General features: G+C 40.4%; 25 protein-coding genes and 1 pseudogene. 5 read left to right on the forward strand and 21 right to left on the reverse strand.

Features of this window, described 5'->3' with window-relative positions:
- Positions 1-79: 79 nt before the first annotated feature.
- The 11 genes from argC to SRA_RS06930 form a co-directional block, all read right to left on the reverse strand.
- Positions 80-1,102, reverse strand: coding sequence for an N-acetyl-gamma-glutamyl-phosphate reductase (gene argC / locus SRA_RS06880; protein WP_003089129.1), 1,023 nt, complete (start codon positions 1,100-1,102; stop codon positions 80-82).
- Positions 1,103-1,247: 145 nt separating this feature from the next.
- A complete protein-coding gene (locus SRA_RS06885; protein WP_003089131.1) occupies positions 1,248-1,937 on the reverse strand; it encodes a CPBP family intramembrane glutamic endopeptidase in 690 nt (229 codons plus the stop codon).
- Between the two features lie 13 nt (positions 1,938-1,950).
- The gene (locus SRA_RS06890; RefSeq protein ID WP_003089132.1) at positions 1,951-2,715 is read right to left on the reverse strand and encodes a DUF3169 family protein; all 765 of its coding nucleotides are present in this window, start codon (positions 2,713-2,715) and stop codon (positions 1,951-1,953) included.
- Positions 2,712-2,927: a helix-turn-helix transcriptional regulator gene (locus SRA_RS06895; protein ID WP_003089134.1), complete on the reverse strand. Its 216-nt coding sequence runs from the start codon at positions 2,925-2,927 to the stop codon at positions 2,712-2,714. The genes SRA_RS06890 and SRA_RS06895 overlap by 4 nt, the downstream gene beginning before the upstream one ends.
- A gap of 24 nt (positions 2,928-2,951) precedes the next feature.
- The gene (locus SRA_RS06900) at positions 2,952-3,656 is read right to left on the reverse strand and encodes an ABC transporter permease (RefSeq protein ID WP_003089136.1); all 705 of its coding nucleotides are present in this window, start codon (positions 3,654-3,656) and stop codon (positions 2,952-2,954) included.
- On the reverse strand, positions 3,649-4,485 hold the full coding sequence (locus tag SRA_RS06905) for an ABC transporter ATP-binding protein (protein ID WP_003089137.1): 837 nt from the start codon (positions 4,483-4,485) through the stop codon (positions 3,649-3,651). The genes SRA_RS06900 and SRA_RS06905 overlap by 8 nt, the downstream gene beginning before the upstream one ends.
- Before the next feature lie 531 nt (positions 4,486-5,016).
- A complete protein-coding gene (locus SRA_RS06910) occupies positions 5,017-6,399 on the reverse strand; it encodes a HAMP domain-containing sensor histidine kinase (protein ID WP_003089140.1) in 1,383 nt (460 codons plus the stop codon).
- A complete protein-coding gene (locus tag SRA_RS06915; RefSeq protein WP_003089143.1) occupies positions 6,390-7,049 on the reverse strand; it encodes a response regulator transcription factor in 660 nt (219 codons plus the stop codon). Before SRA_RS06915 ends, SRA_RS06910 begins: the two co-directional genes overlap by 10 nt.
- Before the next feature lie 33 nt (positions 7,050-7,082).
- Positions 7,083-7,829 carry a lantibiotic immunity ABC transporter MutG family permease subunit gene (locus SRA_RS06920; protein ID WP_003089144.1) on the reverse strand — a complete coding sequence of 249 codons (747 nt, stop codon included), beginning with the start codon at positions 7,827-7,829 and terminating at the stop codon, positions 7,083-7,085.
- Positions 7,829-8,578 (reverse strand): lantibiotic immunity ABC transporter MutE/EpiE family permease subunit, encoded by a 750-nt coding sequence (locus SRA_RS06925; protein WP_003089146.1) that lies wholly within the window; start codon positions 8,576-8,578, stop codon positions 7,829-7,831. Before SRA_RS06925 ends, SRA_RS06920 begins: the two co-directional genes overlap by 1 nt.
- Before the next feature lies 1 nt (position 8,579).
- A complete protein-coding gene (locus SRA_RS06930) occupies positions 8,580-9,281 on the reverse strand; it encodes a lantibiotic protection ABC transporter ATP-binding protein (protein WP_003089149.1) in 702 nt (233 codons plus the stop codon).
- Between the two features lie 856 nt (positions 9,282-10,137).
- On the opposite strand from SRA_RS06930, the gene SRA_RS06935 reads away from it, so the two are divergent.
- From SRA_RS06935 to SRA_RS10225, 4 genes and pseudogenes are all read left to right on the forward strand, one after another.
- Positions 10,138-11,124, forward strand: coding sequence for an ABC transporter permease (locus SRA_RS06935; RefSeq protein WP_126417946.1), 987 nt, complete (start codon positions 10,138-10,140; stop codon positions 11,122-11,124).
- Positions 11,118-11,867 (forward strand): ABC transporter ATP-binding protein, encoded by a 750-nt coding sequence (locus SRA_RS06940; RefSeq protein ID WP_003089152.1) that lies wholly within the window; start codon positions 11,118-11,120, stop codon positions 11,865-11,867. The genes SRA_RS06935 and SRA_RS06940 overlap by 7 nt, the downstream gene beginning before the upstream one ends.
- A gap of 18 nt (positions 11,868-11,885) precedes the next feature.
- Positions 11,886-12,914 (forward strand): ABC transporter substrate-binding protein, encoded by a 1,029-nt coding sequence (locus SRA_RS06945; protein WP_003089155.1) that lies wholly within the window; start codon positions 11,886-11,888, stop codon positions 12,912-12,914.
- 128 nt (positions 12,915-13,042) lie between these two features.
- A pseudogene (locus SRA_RS10225) lies at positions 13,043-13,201 on the forward strand (ISL3 family transposase); the annotation flags it as partial.
- Between the two features lie 205 nt (positions 13,202-13,406).
- Here the strand turns inward: SRA_RS10225 and SRA_RS06950 are convergent.
- The 10 genes from SRA_RS06950 to SRA_RS06995 form a co-directional block, all read right to left on the reverse strand.
- The gene (locus tag SRA_RS06950) at positions 13,407-14,495 is read right to left on the reverse strand and encodes a hypothetical protein (protein ID WP_003089160.1); all 1,089 of its coding nucleotides are present in this window, start codon (positions 14,493-14,495) and stop codon (positions 13,407-13,409) included.
- 168 nt (positions 14,496-14,663) lie between these two features.
- Positions 14,664-15,383 (reverse strand): DUF554 domain-containing protein, encoded by a 720-nt coding sequence (locus SRA_RS06955; protein WP_174267040.1) that lies wholly within the window; start codon positions 15,381-15,383, stop codon positions 14,664-14,666.
- 146 nt (positions 15,384-15,529) lie between these two features.
- Positions 15,530-18,148, reverse strand: coding sequence for an alanine--tRNA ligase (gene alaS / locus SRA_RS06960; RefSeq protein WP_003089164.1), 2,619 nt, complete (start codon positions 18,146-18,148; stop codon positions 15,530-15,532).
- Between the two features lie 155 nt (positions 18,149-18,303).
- Complete coding sequence (locus SRA_RS06965; RefSeq protein WP_003089165.1) at positions 18,304-18,801, reverse strand: LURP-one-related/scramblase family protein; 498 nt, start codon at positions 18,799-18,801, stop codon at positions 18,304-18,306.
- A gap of 236 nt (positions 18,802-19,037) precedes the next feature.
- Positions 19,038-20,033: a peptidylprolyl isomerase PrsA gene (prsA, locus tag SRA_RS06970; protein ID WP_003089169.1), complete on the reverse strand. Its 996-nt coding sequence runs from the start codon at positions 20,031-20,033 to the stop codon at positions 19,038-19,040.
- Positions 20,034-20,094: 61 nt separating this feature from the next.
- Positions 20,095-20,802 (reverse strand): O-methyltransferase, encoded by a 708-nt coding sequence (locus SRA_RS06975; RefSeq protein WP_003089171.1) that lies wholly within the window; start codon positions 20,800-20,802, stop codon positions 20,095-20,097.
- Between the two features lie 82 nt (positions 20,803-20,884).
- On the reverse strand, positions 20,885-21,502 hold the full coding sequence (locus SRA_RS06980) for an HAD-IA family hydrolase (RefSeq protein WP_003089173.1): 618 nt from the start codon (positions 21,500-21,502) through the stop codon (positions 20,885-20,887).
- A 183-nt stretch (positions 21,503-21,685) separates the two neighbouring features.
- Positions 21,686-23,488, reverse strand: a complete 1,803-nt coding sequence (gene pepF / locus SRA_RS06985; RefSeq protein ID WP_003089174.1) for an oligoendopeptidase F — start codon at positions 23,486-23,488, stop codon at positions 21,686-21,688.
- Between the two features lie 77 nt (positions 23,489-23,565).
- Positions 23,566-24,558 (reverse strand): competence protein CoiA, encoded by a 993-nt coding sequence (locus tag SRA_RS06990; protein ID WP_003089179.1) that lies wholly within the window; start codon positions 24,556-24,558, stop codon positions 23,566-23,568.
- A gap of 301 nt (positions 24,559-24,859) precedes the next feature.
- Positions 24,860-25,417 (reverse strand): TetR/AcrR family transcriptional regulator, encoded by a 558-nt coding sequence (locus SRA_RS06995; protein WP_003089181.1) that lies wholly within the window; start codon positions 25,415-25,417, stop codon positions 24,860-24,862.
- A 123-nt stretch (positions 25,418-25,540) separates the two neighbouring features.
- Between SRA_RS06995 and SRA_RS07000 the strand changes: the two genes are divergently transcribed.
- Positions 25,541-26,653 (forward strand): alpha/beta fold hydrolase, encoded by a 1,113-nt coding sequence (locus SRA_RS07000; RefSeq protein ID WP_003089184.1) that lies wholly within the window; start codon positions 25,541-25,543, stop codon positions 26,651-26,653.
- Positions 26,654-26,793: the final 140 nt, after the last annotated feature.

Consider the following 26,793-nt stretch of genomic DNA (forward strand, 5'->3'; position numbering starts at 1 on the left):
GACTCACCTTAGCCGTCAATAATGCTGTGCTTTTAGGCTTCTTGGTTCTATTCCTTTCTAAACTTATCCACTTTCAGCCTTATAAATAGCTGGGAGACATCAGCAGACCTTCTGTTTCATCAAATCCCATCATGAGATTGAGATTTTGAATGGCCTGACCAGCTGCTCCTTTAACCAAATTGTCAATAACAGATACAACCGTTAAGACATTAGTCACTTCATTGTAAGCAAAACCAATATCTGTAAAATTAGAACCAATGACATTGTGCAGCTCCGGAAGTTCCTCTTGCATGCGGACAAAAACCTTATCAGCATAGCAGGCATCATATATCTGATTAATCTCAGCCTCAGTCAGAGGTTTCTGTAACTTACTGTAGCAAGTTGCCATAATACCGCGGTTGACAGGCAAAAGCGAGGTTGAAAACTGAAGATGCTGCAAATCTTTGTCAAAGAGCTGCAGTTCCTGAACAATCTCAGGGATATGCTGGTGGCGGTTCAGTTTATAGGTCACATAATTATCATGTACATTGACAAAATGACTGGATTCAGACAGGGCCTTACCGGCTCCTGTCAAGCCTGACTTGGCATCAACGATAATGTTGTCTAAATCAGCTGCACCGGCCTTAATCAGGGGCAGCAGAGCAAGTTCTGTTGCTGTCGCATAGCAGCCGGGATTAGAAATAAATTTCTTTCCTTTGACATCAGTAAATTCAGCCAGTCCATAGGTAAATTTATCCAGATCTGACTGTTTGGCAGGTGTTTTTTGATACCATTTTTCATAAATCTCAGCAGGCAGACGGTGATCGCCAGAAATATCAATGACAGGAAAATCCGCAGCAAGGAAGTCTTGGGCCAGCTCCTTAGCAATACCGCTAGGTGTAGCAAAAATAACCAGGTCCGTTTCACTCATAATTGCTTGACTGTCAAAAGCCTGAATTTCTAAATCACAGATTCCCTTTAAGTATGAATAAATATCAGACAATCGTGTTCCAATCTCTTTGCTTGCATAGACCGACACAAGCTCTGCTTCTCTGTGGTTATTCAAGAGACGAACCAATTCTAATCCACTATATCCTGTAATACCAACGATTGAAACTTTCATGCTTAATCTCTCCTTTACTGAGTATGTTGATTATTTTAACGAATATTTATTCATAAGTCAAGAATAAAAATAAATTTAATATAAAAAATCTGTCTGCATATTATTGCGGACAGATGAGAAAATCAGCTGTAATAAAGCATTTTACTTATTTAAAGATAAACAGCAGGAAATAAATAGCAGATGGAAGATTATTCAATATATGAACCATCATGGAATCTCTAATATTGCCGCGGCGCTGATAAGCCAGATAAAGTATAGCACCAAGGCAGGCATAAATCAGAAACTCAAAGACCGTTGTCGCATGAGGAAAAGCAAAGACAGCGGTGGTCACAACACCGGCTAAAATTTTGCGATCATGCTTAAACAAAAGATGATCAGGAAAAGCACGGTAGGCCAACTCTTCAATTATAGGACCGATAATCCCTACTAAAATAATATATAAGAGGGTGTACAAAAAGAAGCCGCCAGCAAAGAAATTGGTTAAACTTTTCAGGCCAGCATCATTGACAGTTGTCTTTTGGCCTGACAGTATTTGATTGATCGAAGTTCCAGCAATAGCAACTGCCCTAGCAGCGAGGAAAAACAGCAGAGCAATAACAATATCTTTAGCAGTCATTTTTTGATCTGCCACTTCTGCTGGTTCATACTTTTTGTGAGCCTTCCACAAGAAATAGATAACAACAGCAATAAATACAATATAAGCAATTCCCAGCCCCCATTTTACAGGCAGAGAAAATGCGAACTGCCTTTGCAAAAGAATCATGGGAAGAATATTGCAAAGCAAAGAGAGAAAAATAAGGCCGATAACTTTAAAAACATTAATGATTAATTTCATAAGAATACTCTTTCTATTTATAATACGCTTTTGTCATTTTAAACTGCATTACCATAATGTAAAGATGGATAACTGCTGCTACCAGAATCCCTGTCACTTCAACTTTTTGAGTGATAAAAGACCAGAAAAAGAGAATGAGATAGATAGCAGGCAAGATAGCTCCGTTTAGATTCATGACAATATCAAAAGACATCTTATAGTTTGCTTCCAGCTCTGCTTCATCCATCTGCATGACATTAGCTTTTAGTTCTTTCAAAGTTGGGACAAGCGGCATTTTAATGTCACGAATACGGCTATAAACTTTGAGAATGTAGGTTTGAAAGACACTACCAGCCACGACAAAGACAAAATCAAAAATAGGAAAAAACAGTTCAGCCTTATCACTAGCAAAAGTAACTTTAAAGGATAGGACCAAGCTAACCATGGCAACACTTGTCGCCACACCATTAAAAACCGTCGCATAAGAATGCTTGCGATTCATAGCTCGATAAAGCTCTTCTGAATCGTCATCATCCATATTTTGATAGCGTTTGTAATCCTTCAACACTTGATAGATACACAATATAGACAAAAGCAAAGCAAGTAAATATACCACCCTCAAAACTAGCGTAAGAGTAACAATAACTGACTCCTGTGAAAAAGGCAGACCATTTTTATCAATATTAAAGGTTGCTACAGTGAAACCAACAACACCCCCCAGAACGCCTCCAATGGTGCCTCCAATAAGTAACTGCTTAGCAAATCTTGCTACAGTTCCGCTTTGTTTCTTCTGTTTCATTCCTCTACCTCCACTAGACTAAAGACATTTTCTACAGGTTCATCAAAGATTTTAGCAATCTTGAAGGCGATAACAACAGACGGTGTGTATTCATTACGCTCAATCAGACTGACTGTCTGGCGGGAAATACCAGCCAGTTTAGCCAGCTGTGTCTGATTGATACCGTTTCTGGCTCGCAATTCTTTGAGCCGATTCTTCAATATCAAAACCATGATTTCCTCCTTTGGACACACGCATTATCTGATTATTTGCTTGTGTTTTGTTGCCCAGATAACACCAGCTAAAGACAGCAGCAGCCATATTAGAAGAATCCAGAAACTCTTATCTGTCAGCTGATAGCTTAACCAGTCTGTACCGGCTCTTGTATAAGCTCCCATGTAAGTGTAAGCAATAAATTTTTCAATCCCTTTATCCATCATTGAAAATAAAGGCAGCAGGAAGGTCAGCATCATGACCGGCATTGCCAAAATGGTTGCGCGAGCCTGAGTATCTGTCAAAAGAGCTACCATCAAAAAAAGCAAAAAGACAACAAGAGAGGTCAAAAGCATGATAATCACATAAGACAGACCCAAGTCAGCAAATTTCACCTCTAGGTAGAGGGGTAAGAGAAACATGTAAAGCACATTTAGAATAAAAGGAAAAAATAAACTTGCCAACACATACTCCCAGCTCTTGACACCTGCTAAACGCAGACTGCGCTGATTATTTTTTTCAGCTTCTTCAGCTACTAAAGTTGGCATGATATAACCAATCAAAGCCGGAATCATCGGCGAAACCAGATACAAAATAACCTCATTCGTATTTTGCATTTTTAAGTTTTTATACATAAATTGATAAAGCAAAACCAGCAAAAATGGCATGAAAATATTGACAATAATCGGTTTATTGGCAAGTATCATTTCTTTTCGGCTCCAAATAAGGGCTCTCATCCGCTTAAACATTTAATTTACCTCCTGTCAGTGAGATGAAGATATCTTCCAAAGTAGGCTCACAAGAATGAATGGTTTCAATTTCATCCACTTGCTCCAGCTGAGATAATTCACTGTAAGGCAACTCTACTTCATGTCCATCAGTATAGAGAAGACGGACACGCTTGTCTTGATAATACTTTTGAATCAAATCTTTGGGACGCCCTGTTTCGACTAATTTTCCTTGATAAAGAAGGGAAACACGATCGCAAAGAAGCGTTGCTTCCTGCATGTCATGTGTTGTCAGAAAGATAGTTGTCCCTTCTTCCTTCAGCTCCAAAAGCCAATCGTGAATCATACGCGATGTTGCCGGATCAAGCCCGCTGGTTGGTTCATCTAAGAAAAGGAATTTAGGGCGGTTAATGAGAGCCCGTACCAAAAGCATGCGCTGCTTCATCCCTGTCGAGAGTTTTTCAGCAGGTTTATTACGGCTTTCATATAAACCGATGCGCTGCAGCAGTTCGTCAACGCGGCTGTTAGAAACCCCGTGCCACTTGCTGTAGACTTGGATATTTTTATAAAGTGTCATTTTCTCATAAAAACCGCTGGTATCACTGACTATACCAATCTGTGCCAAATCTTCGCTGTCCAAAGCAAGTACTTCTTTCCCAAAAATCTTTGCACTGCCGGAATTTATCAATAGCTGCCCTGTTAAAATATTAATCGTTGTCGTTTTTCCAGAGCCAGACGGTCCCAAAAATCCGAAAATTTCACCCTCTTTTATCTCAAAAGAAATACCGTCTAAGGCCGCTTGATCGCCAAAGCGTTTAACCAAATCTCTAACTTCAATAACATTTGTCATTCCAAACCTCCTTTTATTAAGATACAAAGGCGTAAAGCGACACACCGCAAAATAGGAAAACTGACGAAGATGCGACAGCATCTAGGCAGGTTTTATCTTTTTGCACAGTGTCGTAGCCGTGTTCAATTATTAAGATACAAAGGGCGTTAAGAAAGCGAGAAGAAAATAGGAGCCTAACGCCATGCGCTTTGCGCATAAGGCAGGCTATCTTTTTCTCGACGCTTTTAGCCCGTGTTCATTTATTTGCAGTTTTACACCACTTTTTCTCGCTGTTAAAAACAAGAAAAGATTTCTTTGACAATTTTAGTGTAACACATCATTTTATTTTTGACAAGTATAATAGTCAAATTTAAAAGAATAATATGCAAAAAAACGGAAACTAATACTCAATAAAAATCAAAAATAGACTAGGCGACAAAACACAGGCTGTACTGGAGTACGGCAAGGCGAAGTCAACGACCTATAATTTTGATTTTTGAAGAGTATAAATGATTCCCGTTTTTTTTATAAAAGCTATGGATAGGATAAAGCTTACATTTTAGTCAGCGGTAAAAGGACCTCCACCTTGGCGCCAGCGGTTTTAGCATCGTTAGATAAATTCAGGCTACCGCCATGTAAGCGAATGATATTGTCTGCAATAGTTAGCCCAAGACCGCTATGCTGGCGATTATGACGGCTGTTGTCATCTTTGAAAAACTGCAGCTTTGCCTTTTCTAAGGCTGTTCTTGAAAAACCCTGACCGCTATCCAGACAAGTAAACTGAAACAGAGCATCTTCCAGATGACAGACTAATTGCAGCTGACTGCCTTTGGGACTGTGCTCTACTGCATTGGCAATGATATTCATCAGCGCACGTTCCAACAATCCCTTATCCCAATAAGCGGTGAGTTGATTATCAGACAAATCATTGAAAAATTGAACCTTTATATCTTTCGTTGCAGCAAGAGCTTGGCTATTCTGGGATAATTCCTCCAAAAAGGCTGTGACCTTTATTTTTTCAGGATGGAAATCTTGTAATTGACTGTTTTTAGTTAGATAGGACAATTGCTGAAGGTAAGTCTCCACCTGTCCAATGTTCTTCAGACTGTAGCCCACAAATGTCTTTTGGTTTTCTGACAGTTCTGTTTGCATGAGCAGTTCAGTATTTCCTTTAATGACTGTCAGCGGTGTTTTTATATCATGCGTTAGGGCAGTTATTTGATCCTGCTTTTCCTGCTCCAATTGCCAGCTGCGCATCAAAGAATCCCTCAAGGCTGCTCGCATAGTATCCAAACTATTTAAAACTTGATTAAATTCTTTAATACCAGATGATTGTACCGTAAAATCCAAATCCTGCTTAGCTATTTTCTGCGTAGTGGCAATGATTGGAGACAATTGTCGCTGCAGTCTGCGGGCAAAATGAAAAGTTACCAGTACAAAAATCAGCAAATTAATTAAAGCAAAGATAAGAATAGCCAAAAACTGAGCGCTGGGCAGGTAGCGATTCATCCAAGAGAAGCGATAACGTCCAACGAGTTGATAATTCACCACCAGCAGGCCATCCTGACGCTCAAAGGTCATAAAATAGCCGTAAATGCTGGGGTCGGCTTCTTGGCCTTTAGCCACTCGCAAGGCTGCTGCTTGCAGTTTAGAGCTCATATTGCTCTTTTTGATCTTACCAGACTTGTCTAGCAAAATATAACGACTGTCCTTAGGCAATTGCTGCGGGTGAAAGTTTGCCGATTTCTCCAACTGCTTTTTTTGATGCAATAAGATTTTTTCGGTCTGGTTGGCTGGAATGGCCAAACCACTGTTATAGAGCATATTGAAAGCCAAAAGAACCAGCACCGCAGCCAGTGAGCAAGCCAGAATAATAGATAGAAAGTAAGTCCCAAAGATAAGCTTAAGAGAACGCACCGGTCTTTTTACTGCCATTTATACCCTATCCCCCAGACTGTTTCAATCGGCTCCTGCCCAACATTTCTAAACTTGGAGCGAATATTTTTAATGTGCTCTGCAATAGCTGCTGGAGTTCCGCGTTCTTCATAGCCATACAAGTGGTCATAGAGCTGGTCTTTAGAAAAGACCTGACCACGATGCTTGGCTAGTTGCTCGCAAATCTCATATTCTGACTTAGTCAAATCCAAGACTTGGTCACTAACCCTTACCTGCTTGCTGGATAAATCAAAATAAATATCACCCAAAAGCAAGGCTGCATGGCGCTCACGCTTTTCACGACGCAAATGAGCGTTGATACGCGCAAGCAGCTCCTCTACACCAAAGGGTTTAACCAGATAATCATCCGCTCCGTAAGCTAACCCCGTAACAATATCAGCTTCCTGTGTCTTAGCCGTCAGAAACAGGATAGGACAGTCTACCAAGGAGCGAATCTCTCGGCAGAAGCTCAGTCCATCCACATCCGGCATCATAATGTCCAGTAAAATCAAATCATAGCGCGCCAATCTTGAGCGGTCAACCTGTTCGGCGCTCGTGAAAGTCTCTGCCAGATAGTTCTGCAGCTGTAAGGTATTTTTTATCAGAGCCAAAATATCTGCATCGTCATCAATTACCAAAATGCGTGTCATACTAGGAAACCTCCTTCACTAGGATAACATATTTTATTCAACATTGCTCCGTCCTTGCCATCTGTCAAACCAAAGAAGACTGAGAAATAAACCAAGCAAAGTCACTGGAAAGGCAACTTCCAGCCAGAGGAGAAGCTGCTGGGCAAAAATAGGATTTTTATCTGGATATTGCAGCATGCTAAACCAAGTCCCCATCAATCGTGCTGGCCAGGCACAGGGAATAAATTGCCAAATGCCATCACCTAAGCCTGTTAGAAGCAGGGCTGAAATTAGGACTTCAAAAATGCCCAGACCAATAGTTGCCCCGCTGCCAAATAAAAAAGCAAGAACCAGATGCAGTAAATATAAGACAACGGTTGATCCCATTAAAAGCAACCCAGCATAACCGTAAAAGGCAAGATAAAAGATATTGGCATCGGAAGGATACAAGAGGCCAAAGACAGACAAAGCTAAGAAAACAGCGACAATTTCCATCAGGATAAGACTAACAAATTTTACAAAATAAAGGATTTTTCGTTGACTACTTGCTAAGACAGGTTGAAAGCAACCAGCTTCTGCCTCTAATTCAACGACTTTGCTGCAAATAATAGCAATGACTAACGGAAAAGCAAGCCCCAGTACTTGTAAATAGCCACTCGTAATACTTGCCCAAGAATAAGCAGGTGTCAGCCAACCAAAGACAGTAGTTAAAACAGCAACGCCAGCTGGTAAAAGCACATGTATCCAAGGCACAAAGGTACGTTTATATTTTAAAAACTCTGCCCAGAGCAATTGAATCATTACTTAACCTCCTGTTTTTCAAACCAAAGAGCCGTTAGCCAAGTTATCCCTGCAAAAAGAACAAACGCCAGCATTAAACTTAAGCATATAGACCAGCCGCTAGTTGCTAATAGCGGTGCCGCTGCCTCTGAACCTGCTTTTAGTCCATTGGGATATATTTTCATAAAGGGTATCATCAATCTCATACCCCAAGCATAGGGACACAGCCACCAATAAGCGGTCGTTGAAAAAGCAACTCCCAAAATAATATTAGCTGTAAAATTGACTAACAAGGTGATAATTAAGCCCAATTTCTTTGCTAACCATAAACAAAACGGGAATTGCCAAAGGACACTAAGCAGTAAGACCATAGAAGCAAGAAGCGTTTGACTAATAGGATAAGTTTCTCCATAGTGAGGAAAAATAAGATATTTCAACAAGACTAAGAGAAAACAATGCAAGAAACTGCTCAGGGTCAAATAATAGCTAAGGGTTGTAACCTTGGTCAGCCAAAATTTTCTTAAGGAAATTGGCAAGGGAAACACTGCCCGATAGTGCAGCTTTTTCTCTTCATAAGTATTTACTAAAGCAGCAAATAAAGTCAATAGTCCTGGCAAAATCATAACATACCACCAATTATAAGCATCTGTAATCAAATACTGAGGCACCATAAAACTGTGTATCGCTACCAATAACGGCCCTAAAATCAGTAATTTTTTCGCCATCGTCCTCTTCAGTTTTAAACGTTCAGCTTGAAACATGCCCAGCATATCACTCACCTCCCCGATACTTCATAACAACATCAGTAAAGAGCTTTTCTAAATCTTCGCCTTGATGAATTTTATCTTGATAGCCCAGTACGCCATTTGCAATAATTCCGATATGATCCGCTGTCATTTGAATTTCAGACAAAATATGGCTGGAAATAATAACTGTAATCCCCTGCTCAGGAAAGGAACGAATGAGCTCACGCAGTTCCTGAATACCGATAGGATCAAGCCCATTAGTCGGCTCGTCTAAAATCAAGAGTTTGGGATGATTAAGCAGAGCAATCGCGATTCCCAAGCGCTGTTTCATCCCCATGGAAAACTGACCAGATTTTTTTTGACCTGTATTAGTTAAGTCAACAATCTTTAAGACTTCATCAATCCGACTATCCGGTAGTCCTAACATCAAAGTTCTTACCTTTAGATTTTCACGCGCTGTCAGGTTTTCATAAAGCGGCGGCGATTCAATCAGAGCACCAATATTTTCTAAATCCTTGCGGCTCCAGTCATGTCCATCAATCAGAATCTGCCCAGATGTCTTTCTCAGCATTCCTGTGACCATCTTTAAAGTTGTTGATTTACCGGAACCATTGGGGCCTAGCAGACCATAAATCGAATGCCGTTTAACTTTTAAATTGAGCTGATTAACTGCCGTTTGCTGACCAAACTGCTTGGTTAAACCTTTTGTCTCTAACATATAATCCATTATGCTGTCCTCCTTATATAAGATACAAAGCCGTTAAGCGACTCCAAGAATTTTAGGGAACTTGACGACGATGCCCTAAGCATCTAGGAAAGTGACTCTAAATTCACAGAGTCGTCGGCGTGTTCAATTACAATAAGATACAAAGGGCGTTAAAAAAGCAAGAAGAAAATAGGAGACTAGCGCGGTGCGCTTGCGCACAAGATAGACTCTCTTTTTCTCGACGCTTTTAGCCCATGTTCAATTACAACAAGATACAAAGGGCGTTAAAAAAGCAAGAAGAAAATAGGAGACTAGCGCGGTGCGCTTGCGCACAAGATAGACTCTCTTTTTCTCGACGCTTTTAGCCCATGTTCAATTACAACAAGATACAACAGAGGCTTGTTATCTAAGTGCTTTGCACTTGATAACAAACGCCAATCACTATAGTGAATTGGCTGCCTCTCTCACTAACTTCGTTTGGTTAGTGAAATCGACTAACCAAACTGCGTGTCGCAAAGGGCACCCGTGGATAAAGTCAAAATAGAGAGTCCGACAACGAATCACTAAAGATGCTAGGAGGATTCATCTTTTTGACATAGTCCGCAGCCCGTATTCTGGTACCTGTATTAGTTATAAGATAAAAATTTAAGGATTTTATAAGGAAAAAGAAATTAAACATTTTTTTGACCAGCAAAGCGAGACTTTTCGCCGCTCTTTAGGAAGTTTGAGACCTTAAAAACACATCTTACGTCACCTAAGAAAAGTCCTAAAAAAGATTGTGTCTTCAAGTTGATTGAAAGCTTACTTTTATACTCATAAGATCTTTTTATAGTCTGGCATAAGTTTTTCTGATTATGCAAAATACAGTTGGGAGACTATAATGAGAAATAAGAAAGGAGTTAGTCATTTGAAAACACTAAAGGATTATTATCGGCTTTTCTTTGCTAGTGCTGCTATTTTGCTGACGATTTTGGCACAGCTGCTCATTCCTAAGTCTGCTGTTAGTTTCACTAAAATTCAGCCTTGGTATTTATACTTTCTCTGGCTGTCTTTGGTCCTTACACTTGCAGCGGCACTGCTCAGTATTTTTCGCCGAAAAAAGGGAGCCTTCTTTCACAAGAGCTATTTTATTGGTAGCAGCTATTTGCTACTAGCCGTCTATAATCTTGTCACCGAAAAACTGGTCTTACTGCCCGAGATTTTCTTCCCCAGTCCTAATAAAATTTTAGCGGTCTTTGTTAAAAATGGCTCTTTCATTTTAAAATGCGATCTTTTTTCACTGCGGCTGCTGGCTATTTCGTGGGCTATCGGAATTGCTTTAGGTTTACTGACAGGTATTCTAGTGGGTTGGTTTACCTCTTTTAATTATTGGCTGGATCCAATTATTAAAATTCTGGGACCGATTCCGTCTACAGCTTTTGTGCCTATAGCCTTAACAGCTTTCCCTACCAGTTTTGCCGCCAGTATTTTTCTGATCAGTCTCTCTGTCTGGTTTCCTGTGACAATTTTAACCAACTCAGGCATTCAGAATGTCAAAAAGACCTATTTTGAAGTCGCGGATACTCTTGGAGCTACGACTTTTCAAAAAATTGTTCATGTCGCCCTTCCGGCCAGTCTTCCCAATGTTTTTGTCGGCATTTTTAATGGTGCCTGTAGCAGTTTTATCACCCTGATGACAGCAGAAATGCTGGGCGTTAAATATGGTATTGGCTGGTATATCAACTGGCAGAGAGAAGTCTTAGGCTATGCCAATGTCTATGCTGGTCTGATTACCATTGCTATTACTTTCAGCTTAATTATCACGCTTCTTTTCAAGGTTCGTGACAGATTGCTTTCATGGCAGAAAGGATTTATTAAATGGTAGGATCACTCAAGATTAATCACATTCAAAAAGTCTTTAAAGCGACTGATGATGCACATACAGATATTGAGGCTTTGCATCAGATTAATACGACTATTGAACCTGGCGAGTTCATTTCCCTTGTCGGTCCTTCAGGAAGCGGAAAAACAACTCTGCTGCGTATTATTGCAGGTCTAGAGAGAGCCAGTCAAGGTGAAGTTTGGCTGGACGGGCAGATCATTACTCAGCCTTCGCGAAAGCTTGGGTTCGTCTTTCAAGAAGCAACCCTTTATCCGTGGCTGACTGTTTATGATAACATTGCTCTGGGCTTAAAACTAAACAAGGAAAAGGAGCGGCTGGCAGAAGTTAAAGATTATATTAACTTAGTTGGACTAAGCGGTTTTGAAAAAGCTTATCCTCATAATCTATCCGGCGGTATGCAGCAGCGGGTCAATATTGCCAGAGCGCTGATTAACAATCCTGATGTCCTGCTGCTTGATGAACCATTTGGCGCCTTGGATGCCTTTACCAGAAGCAAGATGCAGTCTGAGCTGATTGATATCTGGCAAAAACGCAAGATTACCATGATCATGGTAACCCATGATGTTGAAGAAGCTGTTTTTCTCTCTGACCGTGTATTTGCCATGACCCCAAGACCAGCTGTCATCAAAGAAATTGTTACAGTCGATTTGGACAGGCCTAGAGAAAGAGACTCACAAAATTTTATTGCTATTAAAGAAAAAATCTTACATACATTGAACTTCTAAAGAAAAGAGGACCACCTTATGCAAAAATTCCCAACCCTAAAATTTCTCAAACTTGGACTTATTTTATTTGCCATATCAGTGGGCTTAGCAGCCTGTTCAAATTCCTCTTCGTCAACCTCCAAAAACTATGATGCTTCTGAAAAAGATTCTTACGTCCTAAAAATTTCCGAAAACTCCGATCTTTGCGGTGCTCCACAGCAGATAGCTATTGAAAAAGGCTTCTTTGATAAGGTTGGACTGAAATATAAGGTCGTTAAAATCGGACAGGATACTTCTAATCTTGATGCCTTAAATGCCGGCAAGATTGATGCTTCCAATTCCTTAATGGCAAGTATTATTCAGCCTTTAGCCAACGGTGCTAAGCTAAAAATTACAACTGGTCTGCATACTGGCTGTCTGCAGGTATTAACAAAAGATGGCAAAATCAAATCTGCCGCTGATCTAAAAGGTAAAAAGATTGGGGTGACTGCTGTTGCTGGCAGCCCTGCCATCTTTGCTAAACGTGTTCTGTCAAAGGCTGGTTTGAAGGTTTCTGATGATAAAGGCGATGTCAGCTTTGTCACTTATCAAAGCGATCAGTTAGGACAGGTTCTGGACAAGGGTGAAGTTGATGCCATTGCCCTTGGCGATCCTGATACTGAGGTGCTGAAAAAACAATACGGTTTTAAAACACTGGCCAATTCATCAACTGACAAGGACTTTAAAGATGAATACTGCTGTGTCGCCTATGTAGCAAACGATATAGCCAAGAAACATCCAGCTGTAGCAGCCAAATACACACTAGCCATGCAAAAAGCAGCTGACTGGGTGCAAAAACACAAAAAAGAAACTGTTGATATTCAGCTGAATAAGAACTATGTTGCTGGCAGCAAAGACAGCAATCTCACCAGTCTAAACAGTTATACTTTTGAACCTAGCTATTCCGGTGCTTATGACAGCTTCGATTCTGTAGCCAGCGACTTACGAAAAGTTGGTATTTTATCTAATGATGTTGATCTAAAGGCTTTAAGAAGCAATTCCTTCTTAAAAGTGAAAGATGTCAAATAACTTATATTAAAAAGGTCTGATTCCTCCTTCGTGCGGAATCAGACCTTTTGATAACATTCTAAAATTCTGGCTCTATAATACCTGTAACGGGTGAGATTTCCACCAGAAGTTTAGAGCCTCTTTGAGTACACAAAAAGCCTCAGACGAACGCTTTAGAACTAGACAACTCAAACGCTAGATTTGAGGCGACTAACAAGCTCATCAAAGACATTAAGCGTCAATATCGCAATTTCCCTAACTTCAAGAAGCAAATCTTATTGTCACTGAATATCAAAAAGAGAGAATAAATGTCATTCTCCCCAGAACCTAGCTTTTCGCCAGCCACTGCAGTTGACAAGAAGCCTGAAATTATTAAACAGCCTAAAATCAGCAAATTGACGGTCATTTTTCAGCTATAAATGTAGTTATCGTCTTAAATAAGATTTAGGTTGAAAGCTAATTAACCAATTACCATCTTTTCTGATTTTATATTATTAAAAAAAGTAGTTATAGCTAGTTAGGTGTTGCTGTAACAACAGTAAGATCTCCTCCTGTTTCTGCTACATTGCTAACTTTAATTGTGACAGAAATACTACTAGCTGTTTTAATACTATCTGCTAAACTTTTAGTACAATATAACATCAAGTCTTCATTTTCAGGATCCCCACTATTAACATAAATGAGATACTTTGTGTTATCGGCATTCATTCCCCAAATATCTGTCCAAATTGGTGAGGTTGTAAACTGATATACTTCTCCATCTTTTAGTTCTCCAGCATCATACTTAGCTGTTAATTCAGATGCGCTAATTAAAATAGGTTTAGTTGATGAATTTGAAGAATTTGTAGATGGCGAACTGGATTCTGACGAACTAGAGGTGGAAGAATTTGTAGATGATGAACTTTGAGAAGTTGAAGACTTAGATTCACTAGAGGAACTATGTGATTTATTTATTGAATCTTTATCTTTTTCGTAATCGTTAGGAGTATAAAATGTTACATTCCAACTTTCAGGTGAATAACCATCATCTAAGATAATTGTTGCACCTTTTGGAATAGTTACTTTATAAACTTTTCCAATTGTATAAACCATCTCAAAAGTACCTGTAGAATCCCCTACAGCATCAAGAATTTCTAAAGTTAAATAGGCATTTTTCTTACTGTCATTAGAACTATATTGAATATCAGTCATTACAAAATAATAACTACCTGCTTGAATATCTTCCCCTTCAATATATTTACCTGGCGCAAAAAAAGATTTTGTAGTAATTTTTGGTTTAGGTTTAGGTTTTGATTTTGATTCAAGCTTTAAAACTTTTTCACGACTTACACTTTTATTTCCGATATAATTTACGGTAAAAAAAGTACCCAGTATAGCAACTAAAATAATAATGATACTAACTATACCAATAATAAATTTAATTTTTCTTTTTTTAGATGTCTGATTATTTAGAAAAGCAGTAAAGTTTGAATAACCACTTACACCATTGTTAGTATTATCAGCAAAAATCAAACCATTTTTAATTGCTGTCTCCACTTCTTCTTTACTAGGTTCACGCCCATTCTTCTCTTTAAACAGATGAATCCATTCGCTTTCTTTCATTTTCTCAAGCCTCTCTATTATTAATCTTTACTGATGTTATTAACCTATCAGTAATACAATTATAATATATATATATATATTTGTAAACATTTTGTCATTTTTCTAAAAAACACAGGCTCTAAAAAACCCAAGTCCAAACGAACTTAGGTTTTTTACATATTAGAAATGTTAACCCGCTAGGCTGTTCCAAATGACGGCGATAACAAGAGCCGGCAGGAGATTGGCGACTTTGACCTTTGTATTGAAGGCCAAATTGGTACCGACACAAAAGATGACTGCATTGCCTACGAGAGCTATACCGTCAACTGCTTGAGCCGATAGAAAATTTCCCGCTAAAGCTGCTAAAGCCGTGATACTGCCTTGAAAAATAGCTACTGGAATTGCTGAAAAGACAGCACCTCTGCCCAAAGAGGCCGACAAGATGGCAATGATAATCAAATCCAGTACACCTTTAGCCAGCAAAATAGACGTATCTCCGTAAATACCATCCTGAATAGAGCCGACAACAGCCATGGCACCAACACAGACGGTACAGGTGGCTGTAACAAAACTGTCAACAAACTGATTGTCTCCTTGGCTGCCTGTTTTTTGCTTGAGAAAATCGCCAAATTGCTCAATTCGCGCTTCAATCTGACAGAGTTCACCAAGAACAGCACCAAGAGCTAAACTGATGATGAGCAGAAAACTATGACCGCTTTGAAGCTGATTTTGAGTAACCATCATCATTTTCCCTAAAACACCGGCAATAGCTAAAAAGATGACTGCTACACCTGTTGCCTGCATTAATGTCTTTTGCAGCTGGGGCTTGAGGTGATCTTTAAATCCTAGTCCCAAACCACCGCCAACTATGATTAAAGCAACATTCATTACAGTACCCAAAATTAATATCTCCCCTTATAATACCAAGCTTGTCAAAAAATCAAGAAGAACAGCAATAGACCCTTAAGCACAAGCATTTTAGGCTCCAAAACAGCCACAGCTGTTTGAATTTTAAGGTTCACAGCTGTGGCTCTCTGCCATCATCCCATTCAGCCTTAAAGATAATCGGCAATAGCAGCGAGGAGCTCTTGAATAGCCCCTGCATCTGAACCACCGGCCATGGCCATGTCTGGTTTTCCGCCGCCGCGGCCGGAAACGATTGGTGCCAAAATTTTAATCAAGTTGCCAGCGTGAACATCTTTTGATTTACTTGCTACAAGGACATTGACTTTTCCGCCAATAGTTGCCGCCAATACAAGCACGTCAGAATAATCTTTTTGCTTCCACTTATCCGCAAATGTACGGAGAGCACCAGCGTCAGAAACAGAGACTTGGCTTGCGATATAGCGGACACCATTTGCTTCCTTAACATCTTTAAAGATATCGCCGGCTGCAGCTGCAGCTGCTTTTTCTTTGAGCTCGGCATTTTCCTTTTGCAGTTTATGCAATTGTTCTTGCAGCGAAGCCACCTTATTGGCTACCTGATTCATTTGAGGTGCTTTAAGGGTTGCGGCAATTTCTTTGAGTGTATCTTCTTCTTGACGGTAAGCTTCAAAAGCTTCCTTACTCGTTACAGCTAAGATACGGCGCGTTCCTGAACCGATACCTTCTTCTTTGACAATCTTGAAGATGCCAATTTCAGAAGTATTCTTAAGATGGGTACCGCCGCAGAGTTCAACAGAATAATCCCCAATAGAAACCACACGCACATTTTTACCGTATTTTTCACCAAAGAGAGCCATGGCACCCATACCCTTAGCAGTATCAAGGTCTGTTTCAATGGCTGTCACAGGAATAGCCTTCCAGATTTGCTCATTGACTTCTGCTTCAATACGGCGAAGTTCTTCTGATGTGAGAGCTTCGAAGTGGGTAAAGTCAAAGCGCAAAAACTCCACTTCATTGAGAGAACCGGCTTGGGTGGCATGATTGCCAATAACATTGTGCAGAGCTGCATGGAGAAGATGGGTGGCCGTGTGATTTTTCATGACCCGATTGCGGCGTTCATGATCAATTTCCAAGTGATAAGTTGTCCCTACTGACAAACTAGCCAAGACATCAACCGTGTGCAGGGCTTGACCATTTGGTGCCTTTTGAACATCAGTCACACGGGCAACAATGTCTCCCTTATCATTCTTGATGACACCGTGGTCTGCTACTTGTCCACCCATTTCAGCATAGAATGGTGTTTTAGCAAAGACAAGCAGGGCTTCTCCTTCTGATACAGCTTCTGTGCGTTCATTGTCAGCAATGATAACTGACAGGCTGCTGTCAAGTGCTTCTTTTTCGTAGCTGAAAACAGATTTTTCAGTAATGCTTGACAGGGTTTCATTTTGCATACCCATGGATCCGCCTTTGACAACGCTGGCACGAGCACGCTCTTGTTGTTCTTTCATAGCAGCTTGGAAGCCTGCATGATCAATCTTGAAACCTTGGTCCTCAGCCAATTCTTCTGTCAATTCAACTGGGAAACCGTAAGTATCATAAAGTTTAAAGATGGCTTTTCCATCCAAAGTGTCTTTACCAGCGGCTTTCAAATCAGCTAACAATTCATCAAGCATGCTTGATCCCGCATCAATGGTCCGTGCAAAGGTTTCTTCCTCACGCTTGATAATCTTTTCAATAAAATCTTGTTTTTCAAGCACTTCTGGGTAGTAAGATTCCATAATCTTACCAACGGTTGGCACTAATTTATACAAGAAAGATTCATTGATACCTAAACGGCGGCCATGCATAACGGCACGGCGCAGCAGACGGCGAAGGACATAACCGCGGCCTTCATTCCCCGGAAGGGCACCATCACCGATAGCAAATGAAAGTGAGCGGATGTGGTCAGCGATAACTTTGAAGCTCATATTGTCGCCATCTGGGTCATAAGTTTTACCAGATAATTTTTCAATTTCGCGAATGATTGGCATGAAAAGGTCGGTTTCAAAGTTTGTCTTAGCCCCTTGCATGACAGCAACCAAACGTTCCAAACCAGCCCCCGTATCAATATTTTTATGAGGCAATTCCTTGTATTCAGAACGCGGCACAGCTGGATCTGCATTGAATTGCGAAAGCACGATATTCCAGATTTCGATGTAACGGTCATTTTCGATATCCTCTGCCAAGAGACGCACACCGATATGGTCTGGGTCAAAGTCTTCCCCGCGGTCAAAGAAAATTTCCGTGTCCGGTCCTGAAGGGCCGGCACCAATTTCCCAGAAATTATCTTCAATAGGAATCAAATGGCTAGGATCAACACCGCATTCAATCCAGCGATTGTAAGAATCCTTGTCATCTGGATAGTAGGTCATGTAGAGCTTATCTTTTGGCAAATCAAACCATTCAGGACTTGTCAAAAGTTCAAAGCCCCACTTGATAGCATCATCACGGAAGTAGTCACCGACTGAGAAATTTCCCAGCATTTCAAACATGGTGTGGTGGCGGGCCGTTTTGCCGACATTTTCAATATCGTTGGTACGAATAGCCTTTTGCGCATTGGTAATACGTGGATTTTCAGGAATGACAGATCCGTCAAAATATTTTTTCAAGGTCGCAACACCTGAATTAATCCATAAGAGAGTCGGATCATTGACAGGAACCAAATTAGCTGATGGTTCTACTGAGTGACCTTTTGACTTCCAGAAATCTAGCCACATTTGACGTACTTGTGCACTTGTTAATTGTTTCATAGTTATGATACCAAGTTTGACCAGAAAGCGGCTGAACTTTAAGAACCTGTCTGACATCAGGATTGCAGACAGGTTATCTAAATTTCAAGCTTTCCGATCGGGTTCAATTAGACCTGCTAACAGAACCCTTTTCCCTTTCTTTGTTTTTATAAAATTTAGTTGGAACTGCTGTTTGCTGCGCTGTGTTCCATTTCTTTGACATAGTCAATGGCAATGACAAGTGATATAACCAAATCTGCATACTGATCATCATAAACATCAATGTTATAAGTCGACGTCAGGCGCAGCCACTCCTGAGAAATACTGGCAACTTCCTGACCATCTTTTAGGAGACGAAAATTCATGTCCCAAAAATCACCTTGAATTTCCATGCCTAGATCTTCGATTGTGTAATGAGGTTTAAAAAACGACAGATCTTTTTTCAAGAAAAATGATGAACCATCGCTTAGATTCACATAAAACTTAGGAAGCAAAGCCCACGTTTTCTTTTGAATTTGACTGATCTGCTTGCCCTGCATATCGTAAATTGTAAATGTTTTGGGAATTTGCATAAAACTTCCCACTACCTCGTAAGAAGGTAAACCAGCCTCATCTGTAATAGTAAATTTGCCACCAAGTGACCACATTTTTTGTTTAATCTGAAAGGTCTTCACAGCCTTACCTCCAAAAAAACAAGCTCACTGCACGAAGGGCGAAAAACCGCGGTACCACCTTCATTCAATGAACTTGTCATTCTTATTTTCATATTAAATTTAACAATCAAGCAGCAAGATTTTTCGCTCTGCATAGCTCGCATCAACCGCTATTTTTCTGAAGCAAAGGGATGAAAAATCAATTCTTGATAGGTCAATTATACTGTCTTTTCCAGTATTCGTCAATCCTTGAGGATTCATTCTGACGCTGTCGTTTCAGCATCTGTCGTTTGGTCAGCTGCTGTTGTTGTAGCTGCATCGCTTGAAGTTGCTGTTGTCGTGGTCGAAGCAGACGAGTCGCTTGCTGTTGCATATGGTGAAAGAATATCGCTGAATGTTTTGTCTTTAACTTTCACATTAGCCTTTTTAAAGGCCTTACCGATAACAGTATTGCGGAAATTAGTATCCGTCAGTTTTTGATTGATAATAATTTCTTTCAGGCGCTTTTTATAAGCTTTCCAATCAGCGTTTTTATTCTCTTTCTTAGTCACCTTGACAATGTAATAGACAGGCTTGTAAGTAGAAGAATCCGTTGTCGTGATAACGTCAGATATGCCGTCCTTATCAAGCGCTAAAGCGGCTGTTATAACTTGGCTGGGAAGATCTGTTGAGCCTGAATCAAACGTATACTCTGTCTTGTCACCCTTAGTATTTTCTTTGGCAATTTTAGCAAAGTCTGCGCCGTCTGCTTTGGCTTCTTCTAAAACAGATTTTGCCTTGCTTTCATCATCTAGCTGGATAACCTGAGCAGTTACTTCCGGTTTGTAGTCCTGATAAGCAGCCTTATAGTTAGCATCTGTCAGTTCTTTTTTAGCTTCTTCTTTCACCGCATATTCCAATAATTTTTCAGAACGAATTTGCTTTTTATAAGTTTCCTTGGTGTAGCCGCGAGAAGATAGAATACTTGAGAACGAATCACCGTAATATTTTACTGCTTCGTTGTAAGCCTTGGTTACTTCTTTGTCAGATACCTTGTCTCCGTATTGTTTTTCAAAGACTTTTGAAACGATAAGAGACAGCACAGCTTGTTTAGAAGCAGTTGATTCTTTAACTTCATTATAAAAGTCTGAGACAGTGATGGTGTCACCTTTCATCGTAATGATTTTACTGTTTTGTGTTGTCTTGGAACAGGCTGCCAATGTGACAACAGAAAGCAGGGTAACAAATCCTGTAACAATCGTACGTTTTTTCATTCTTGATAAGCTCCTTTTTGTCATTAACCCTTTTATTATATCATAATTTCTTAAAGATGACTTAATCAGACAGTCTGGCTTCCTCGCTGTTCTTACGAATCATGAGCAGACCGTCGCCAAGCGGCAAGAGACTAGCTGTCAGATCAGGATGCGCTAAAGTCGCATCAAATAATTTCTGCAGACCGCGATAGATGGCTCTTTGACTGCGATGAATTTCTTCAATGGGCTTTGTCACATCACCCCCCTGAAAAACATCATCCAAAATAACAAGACCGCCAACTGCCAGACGCTCTAAAACAGCCGGCAAAAAAACAATATACTTTGACTTGGCCGAGTCCATAAAAACAAAATCATAAGTCTCATCAAGCTCAGTTAAGATATCTGAAGCATCGCCTTCAAGCAGACGAATCTGTCCGCGGCTGTCGTATTTTGCAAAGTTAGCCTTAGCCAAAGCAATCATTTCAGGATTGCGGTCAATCGTTGTAATCTCGGATTTAGGAGCATTTTCAGCCATTAAAAGTGCTGAAAAACCAATAGCGGTTCCAATTTCCAAAATTTTTTGAGGCTGCAGGACCTGCATCAATAAACGAAAATAGGCCGCCGTTTCCTGCGGAATAATCGGTATATTTTCCTTGCGAGCAAAGTCTTCCAACCTCGCCAATCCCCCATCATTTTGCTGCTGCCGCCCTCGCATAAAGGCAAGAACGGCCTCAGAAACAATGGGCCGGCGCATATTGCGGTTGGCATTTTTACTATAAGTTTTAACCATAGTATTTATTATAACAAAAAATGAGAGGCAGGACAGTGAAAATTATGGCATGAAATTTTCTGCCAGACTTTTTCACATTAGTTCAAAAACAATTCAGCTGTGTCAGAGCCCAAAGATTTTCAATTTTTTGATTGATGGGAGAACTTGGCTGAACCAGATTGAGGGATTGAATTCCTGCATTTTCAGCAACCTCAACATCCAGACGCCTGTCACCAATATAATAAGTGTGCTCTTTGTTTAAAGCGTATTTTTCCAGCAGATAAAAAATCCCTTGCGGGTGCGGCTTACGTTTAAAACCTGACACACTGGTCAGCACCTCGGTAAAGTAGTCTTCAATGCCTAATTCTGCCAGCACTGCATTGGTAGAAGCTCCCTTGTGGGTATAGATAAATTGCTCGATGCCCTTTTCTTTTCCCCACTGCAGGACTTCCTTAGCAAAAGGCAAAAGTTTAATTTTGCAATCACGTTTTTGCTGTTCTTCTGTGAAAAAGGCCTTTAACTCAGAAGGCGAAAGCTTCTGCTGCTTAGCCATCTTATCTAAAAGCTGCCCCACAGACTCCTGCAAAATATAGTGCCTAATAAAATCAGCATCAAAAGGCAGATGATAATGCTTGTAGGTCTCATCTAAAGCCTCCATAATGGCATCGTAAGAATCAAGCAAAGTTCCGTCCAAGTCCCAGATAAAAGCTGTTTGCGGCATCGTTCCTCCTAGCTTCTCATACAATAAATAATTATCCTTAAAGAGACCATTTCATTATAACAAACACAGTCAAAAATCGCTAGAAACAATGCCTTTCCCCCATTTCTAACAATTTTTTAAGATTAAATATACTAATATTTTAGTGCCTATGCGCATTCAAAGCAGCATTAGACTTGTCTTTGATTACTTGTACAGGCCTTTTTCAACTAATTTTTCCAGCTCGGTCAGTCGCTCTTCAAAAACCTGAAAAGCCGCATCCAGATAATCTCCCTTGGTCATGTCAACACCTGCTTTGGCAATGATCTTAAGCGGATAGTCTGAGTTTCCCGCCTTGAGATAACTAAGATACTTATCCTTATCCTCCTGACTGCCGTACACAATCTTATGAGCAAGATAGCTGGCAGCAGCAAAACCAGTCGCATACTGATAAACGTAAAAATTATAGTAAAAATGCGGTATTCTGGCCCACTCATACTGAATTTCTGGATTGTCTTTTTTTGCCAAGCCGTAATATTTTTCATTTAAATCAGCATAAAGACTGCTCAGATAATCGCTGGTCAGCACCTCACCTGCTTGGGCTGTCTGGTGAATCAGCTGTTCAAACTCAGCAAATTGGCTTTGCCGAAAGACCGTTCCCTTGAAACCATCAAGGTAATGGTTGAGAATGGCGAAACGCTCTTTATCATCTGTCACCTCTTGTAAAAGCGTCTCTGTCAAAATGTTTTCATTGGTGGTTGAGGCAATCTCAGCCAGAAAAATAGAATAATCTCCATAGACATAAGGCTGATTTTCGCGGGTAAAGACTGAGTGCAGCGAATGCCCTGTTTCATGAACAAGCGTAAACAAATTGTCCAGCGTATCCTGCCAGTTGAGCAGGATAAAAGCATTTGTGTCGTAAGAGCCGCCTGAATAAGCACCTGAGCGTTTGCCTTTATTGACCTGAACATCAATCCAGCGTTCTGTAAAGACACGGTGCACGCGCTCTGCATAATCTTTACCAAAAACTGCCAGCACTTCTTGAGCCTTTTTTAAGGCTTGATCATAGGTAAAACTCATATCTGTCTTTGATAAAGGCGTATAGATATCATACATCTTAAGATCAGCAAGTCCCAAAATCTTCTGACGAAGTTTAACATAGCGCCTAAGCAAGGGAAGATGCTTATTAACAGCTTGCAGCAAAGTGTCATAGACACTCTCTGGAATAAAATTATCAGCCAGTGCTGCCTCACGCGCACTTTTATATTTTCTTGTCTTGGCCTGAAAATTATGAACCTTAACATTGGTCTCTAAGGTCTTAGCATAGGTGTGCTGAAATTGTTCATAGACACTATAATAAGCTTGGTAAGCAGCCTTTCTGACTGTGCGGTCTTTAGATTCCATCAAGGTAATAAAATTGCCGTGCGTCAGCTCAACTTCCTGATTCTGATCGTCCAAAACTGTCGGAAAGACAATATCTGCATTATCCAGAATCTCAAAGGTTTCACCGGCCGATCCAAAAATTTCACCCGCAGCAGCTAGCAGCTCTTCTTCTTTATGAGACAGGACATGTTCCTTTTGCTGAAACAATTTTTCAAAGAAATGACTGTAAGCTGTCAATTGAGGACATTCTGCTAAAAAATGCTGATAATTTTCTTTAGACAGCTGCATAAATTCAGGCTCATAAAAGGCAAAGGTCTGATTAAATTTAGCCGCCAGACTTATTGCTTTAGCCTGAAATTCTTGATATTTGGCGACTGTTGTGTCTTGGTCATTCTTCATAGAAGCATAAACATAAAGTTTTTCCAGACGGCGGCTTAAAGCCAAGTACTGATTAGTAATTTCTAAGAGATTTTGCCCTGAATCCAAAAGATGACCAGCAGCAGTTTTCACCTTTTTTAAATCTGCGCCAAGCGCCTCTTCTTCTTTTTCCCAATCCCTGTCCTTTGCAAAAATGGTGGTCAAATCCCACTGATATTTTTCTTCAATATGATCACGGTTGTTAGACATAAGGTAAGCACCAAGAACACTTAGATACAGCCAAATAAAAAGACATATTCAGGATTTCCATGCTTACAGCAAGCAGCCTAAATTTCAAGTGGCTGACCCGTGTTCTTTCCCTTTCTGCTAATGATATGATTACTCCTCATTTTATCATAAAAAGCAGGCGGATACAGTGTTTGAACAGCTTTATTTTCTTGATGTTGATAATAGCGGAAAAAAGCTGCGCAAAAAGGCTCTAAATCAGTTTGAATTTGACAAAAACCCTCTCTTGCCTCAGGCGGTCTTACCTGCGGGAAAAAATCAGCATCCGACTGCACTATCAGATTACGTCCTTGTAAATAAGCAAGTTCCTGCTGCCGCAGCCAGCGCGGATTCCCCGCCATGAGCTGCTTTTGAACCGCCAAGCCAACCTGCTCGCGCTGTTTAACATGATAGGAATGCAAGTTTTGCTGACGGTAAGGCAGACGCAAAAACTCCATGATATTGGCACCAAAGGGGCAAGTCTTAGTCTGATAATAGATCTTTCCAAATAAATCCTCATAAATCAGATACTTGAGCCGTAATTCACACCGATTAATATCCAATTCCCAGAGATGAAAACCCATATTTTGTGAAAAATAAAGGAACTGTTTTTGCAGGCTGGACAAGCGGCTGCCTAGCCAGAGCTTCTCACCCAGCAGCCAAAGTACCCGATAGCCATATTTCTGATAAGCCTTCGTTCGCTCACGCAGGCAGTCTTCAGACAAGCGTGAGCATTGCACTTCCAGTGCTAGCTTTTCATTGACCAAAAGATCCGCAATCTGCCCCATTTGGGGCAGAACCCGCTCCACTACAACCCGCTCAGTTTTTGACAAACCAGCATAAAGCTCTGCCTTAAGAGACAGATGCTCTGCCGATTCATTTTCACTGTAAAACCGGCATTTCTCAAGACTGATATGGGCAAAATGCGGCCGCATAACAGAACCATGCCTAAGACGAACTGCCTCTCCGCAGGCAGGACAGGTGAAGCGCTGTTTATGAGGAATGACCTCGGCCAGATTAACCAAAATTCCCTGTTCATCAAATGCTGCTAACATAAATGACCTCCTACCTATTTATACGAAAATCAAACATGAGCCGATAGCAGCAAAAATTCCTGCATCAACCAAGAAGCAGGATTTGAGAACTGAATTACAGGATTTCTGTCAACCAATCTGTGTGACAGATACCATAAATAACTTTCTGTAGAAGGACAACCAAACACCTCTATCAAATGCCCAGTATGGCTGCCAGAGGTAATTCTGACTGTATCAAAAATATAGCTGTGGCAGCCCAATGACTATCAATCCAACTAGTATTGTGCCAGTCAAATTAAAATTGGGTTAACCAAAAATCATGTTAGTTCTTTTTGGCTTGATTTTGCTCTTCTAATACCTGAAAAATAGTCGTTTTCAACGTCTCAATAGCTAACTGACTTTCTTTCGTTGAGCGGTTTTCTACAATAGATTGAATGTTGCACAAGACACAGGCCGCATACATCTCTGCAAGAATGGTTCTGCCTTTGACGTGACTGAAACGCTGCAAAAATTGTTCCTTAAATAAGGTTAAAAGATGGGCTTCTAAGCCAAAGTCTCGAAATTCAGGATCCATCAAGAGCTTGATGACATCCTTTTGCGGCTGGTAAAGCTGGCTTGAGAGCGTATCAATAACAGTCATAAATTCTTCCGGCTTTTCAAAGGTCTGCTTCATATAAGGACGAATCTGCTCAATGATTTCCTCAGAAATAGCATCAATAACCTGTTTTTTATTATCATAATGTGCATAAAAAGTTGAGCGGCTGCACTGGGCTTCCTTACAAATAGCATCAATTGTGATATCTGAAAAATAATGGCTGGCTAAACATAGCAGCATAGCTTTTTTGATACTTGTTTTTGTTTTGATAATTCTGCGATCCATAATATTTTTCCTACATTTAGCTTGATTTTGTTCGATAAACGACATATCGCACAAATTGTGCTGTATGATAGTGCTAATATTTATTATACTTGTCTTATAACAAAAATGAAAGCAGGCAGTTAAATGAGATTTACAGGTAATAAACAATTTGATTTTCAAATTGAACGCTTCACATCTCCTTTTATGGATGATCCAGAGGTTTTGAAAGACCGTCAGACAATTGGCTCGCACATTTCTGATTTTACATCTTGGCGGCAATGGTGGCAAGACAGAGCTTATTATTATGAAAAAGTAGGAAAACTAAGAATCGCATCCAGTTATTACAAGGCTGCTATGTTTTACCTCACTATGGAAGATGCAGAAAGAGAAGAACTCTACCAAGGTTTCCTAAGAAACTTTTATGCCAGTTTTACTGATTTCGATTACGATAAAGATCAGGTTCCTTATGAAAAAGGCTTTCTGCCAACTCTTCTCTTAAAAAATCCTAAAGCACGTCGCACGCTCTTAGTCTTAGGAGGCTTTGATGGTTTTCTGGAAGAAATCGCTGGCTTCTTTGCTGGCATGAAAAATACAGACTATAATATTCTTATTTTCGACGGGCCAGGACAAGGCAACACCATCAGTCAAGGGCTGCACTTTAGTCCAGACTTCCATAAACCTGTCTCAGCCGTTTTGGATTATTTTCATCTAAGCAGCGTTGATGCGATGGGGCTGTCTTGGGGAGGTCTCCTCGTCATGGAAGCAGCTGCCTTTGAAAAAAGGATTCGTAAAGTCATCGCCATGGATATCTTTTACACCCCCATGGACACCCTCAAAATGAGTCTGGGCAAAGCATCTTTTTCTAGCCTCTCTTTTCTGCTCAATCTAAGAGCCAAGCCGATTGTTAATTTTCTTATTAACAAAATGGCTAAGAAGGCAGTTGAATTAAGATGGGAACTCAATAACGGTTACATGCTGACAGGGGAAACCAATCCTTATGATCTCTTAGTCAACCTCAAACGGCATAATGCCGGTCGATTCCTCCCCCAAGTCACTCAAGACTGTCTGCTGCTGGCTGGGAAAGAAGATCACTATGTTCCCTACACGCGCATTGCTGATATCATACTGGAATTGACAAATGCCAGAAGCATTCAGGCTAATCTTTTTACCAGCGAGAGCGGCGGTGAAGAACACTGCCAATTTGGACACATGGATTTGGCTTTTAGAGAGATCAAGCATTTTCTTGACCTGACATAAGTACAGTTATTTCAAAGAGTGTAAGCTCGCAAGGTTTCTCCATGGCCCTGCCCTTGGCTGATTTGTCAGTCAGATTATCCAAAGTTCTGTATGAGGGACTTAGGCTAGTTTGACACGGTTAGAATAGATTGAGCTTGAGC

Source organism: Streptococcus ratti FA-1 = DSM 20564 (genome assembly GCF_000286075.1).
In the GTDB taxonomy this organism is placed as follows: Bacteria; Bacillota; Bacilli; order Lactobacillales; family Streptococcaceae; genus Streptococcus; species Streptococcus ratti.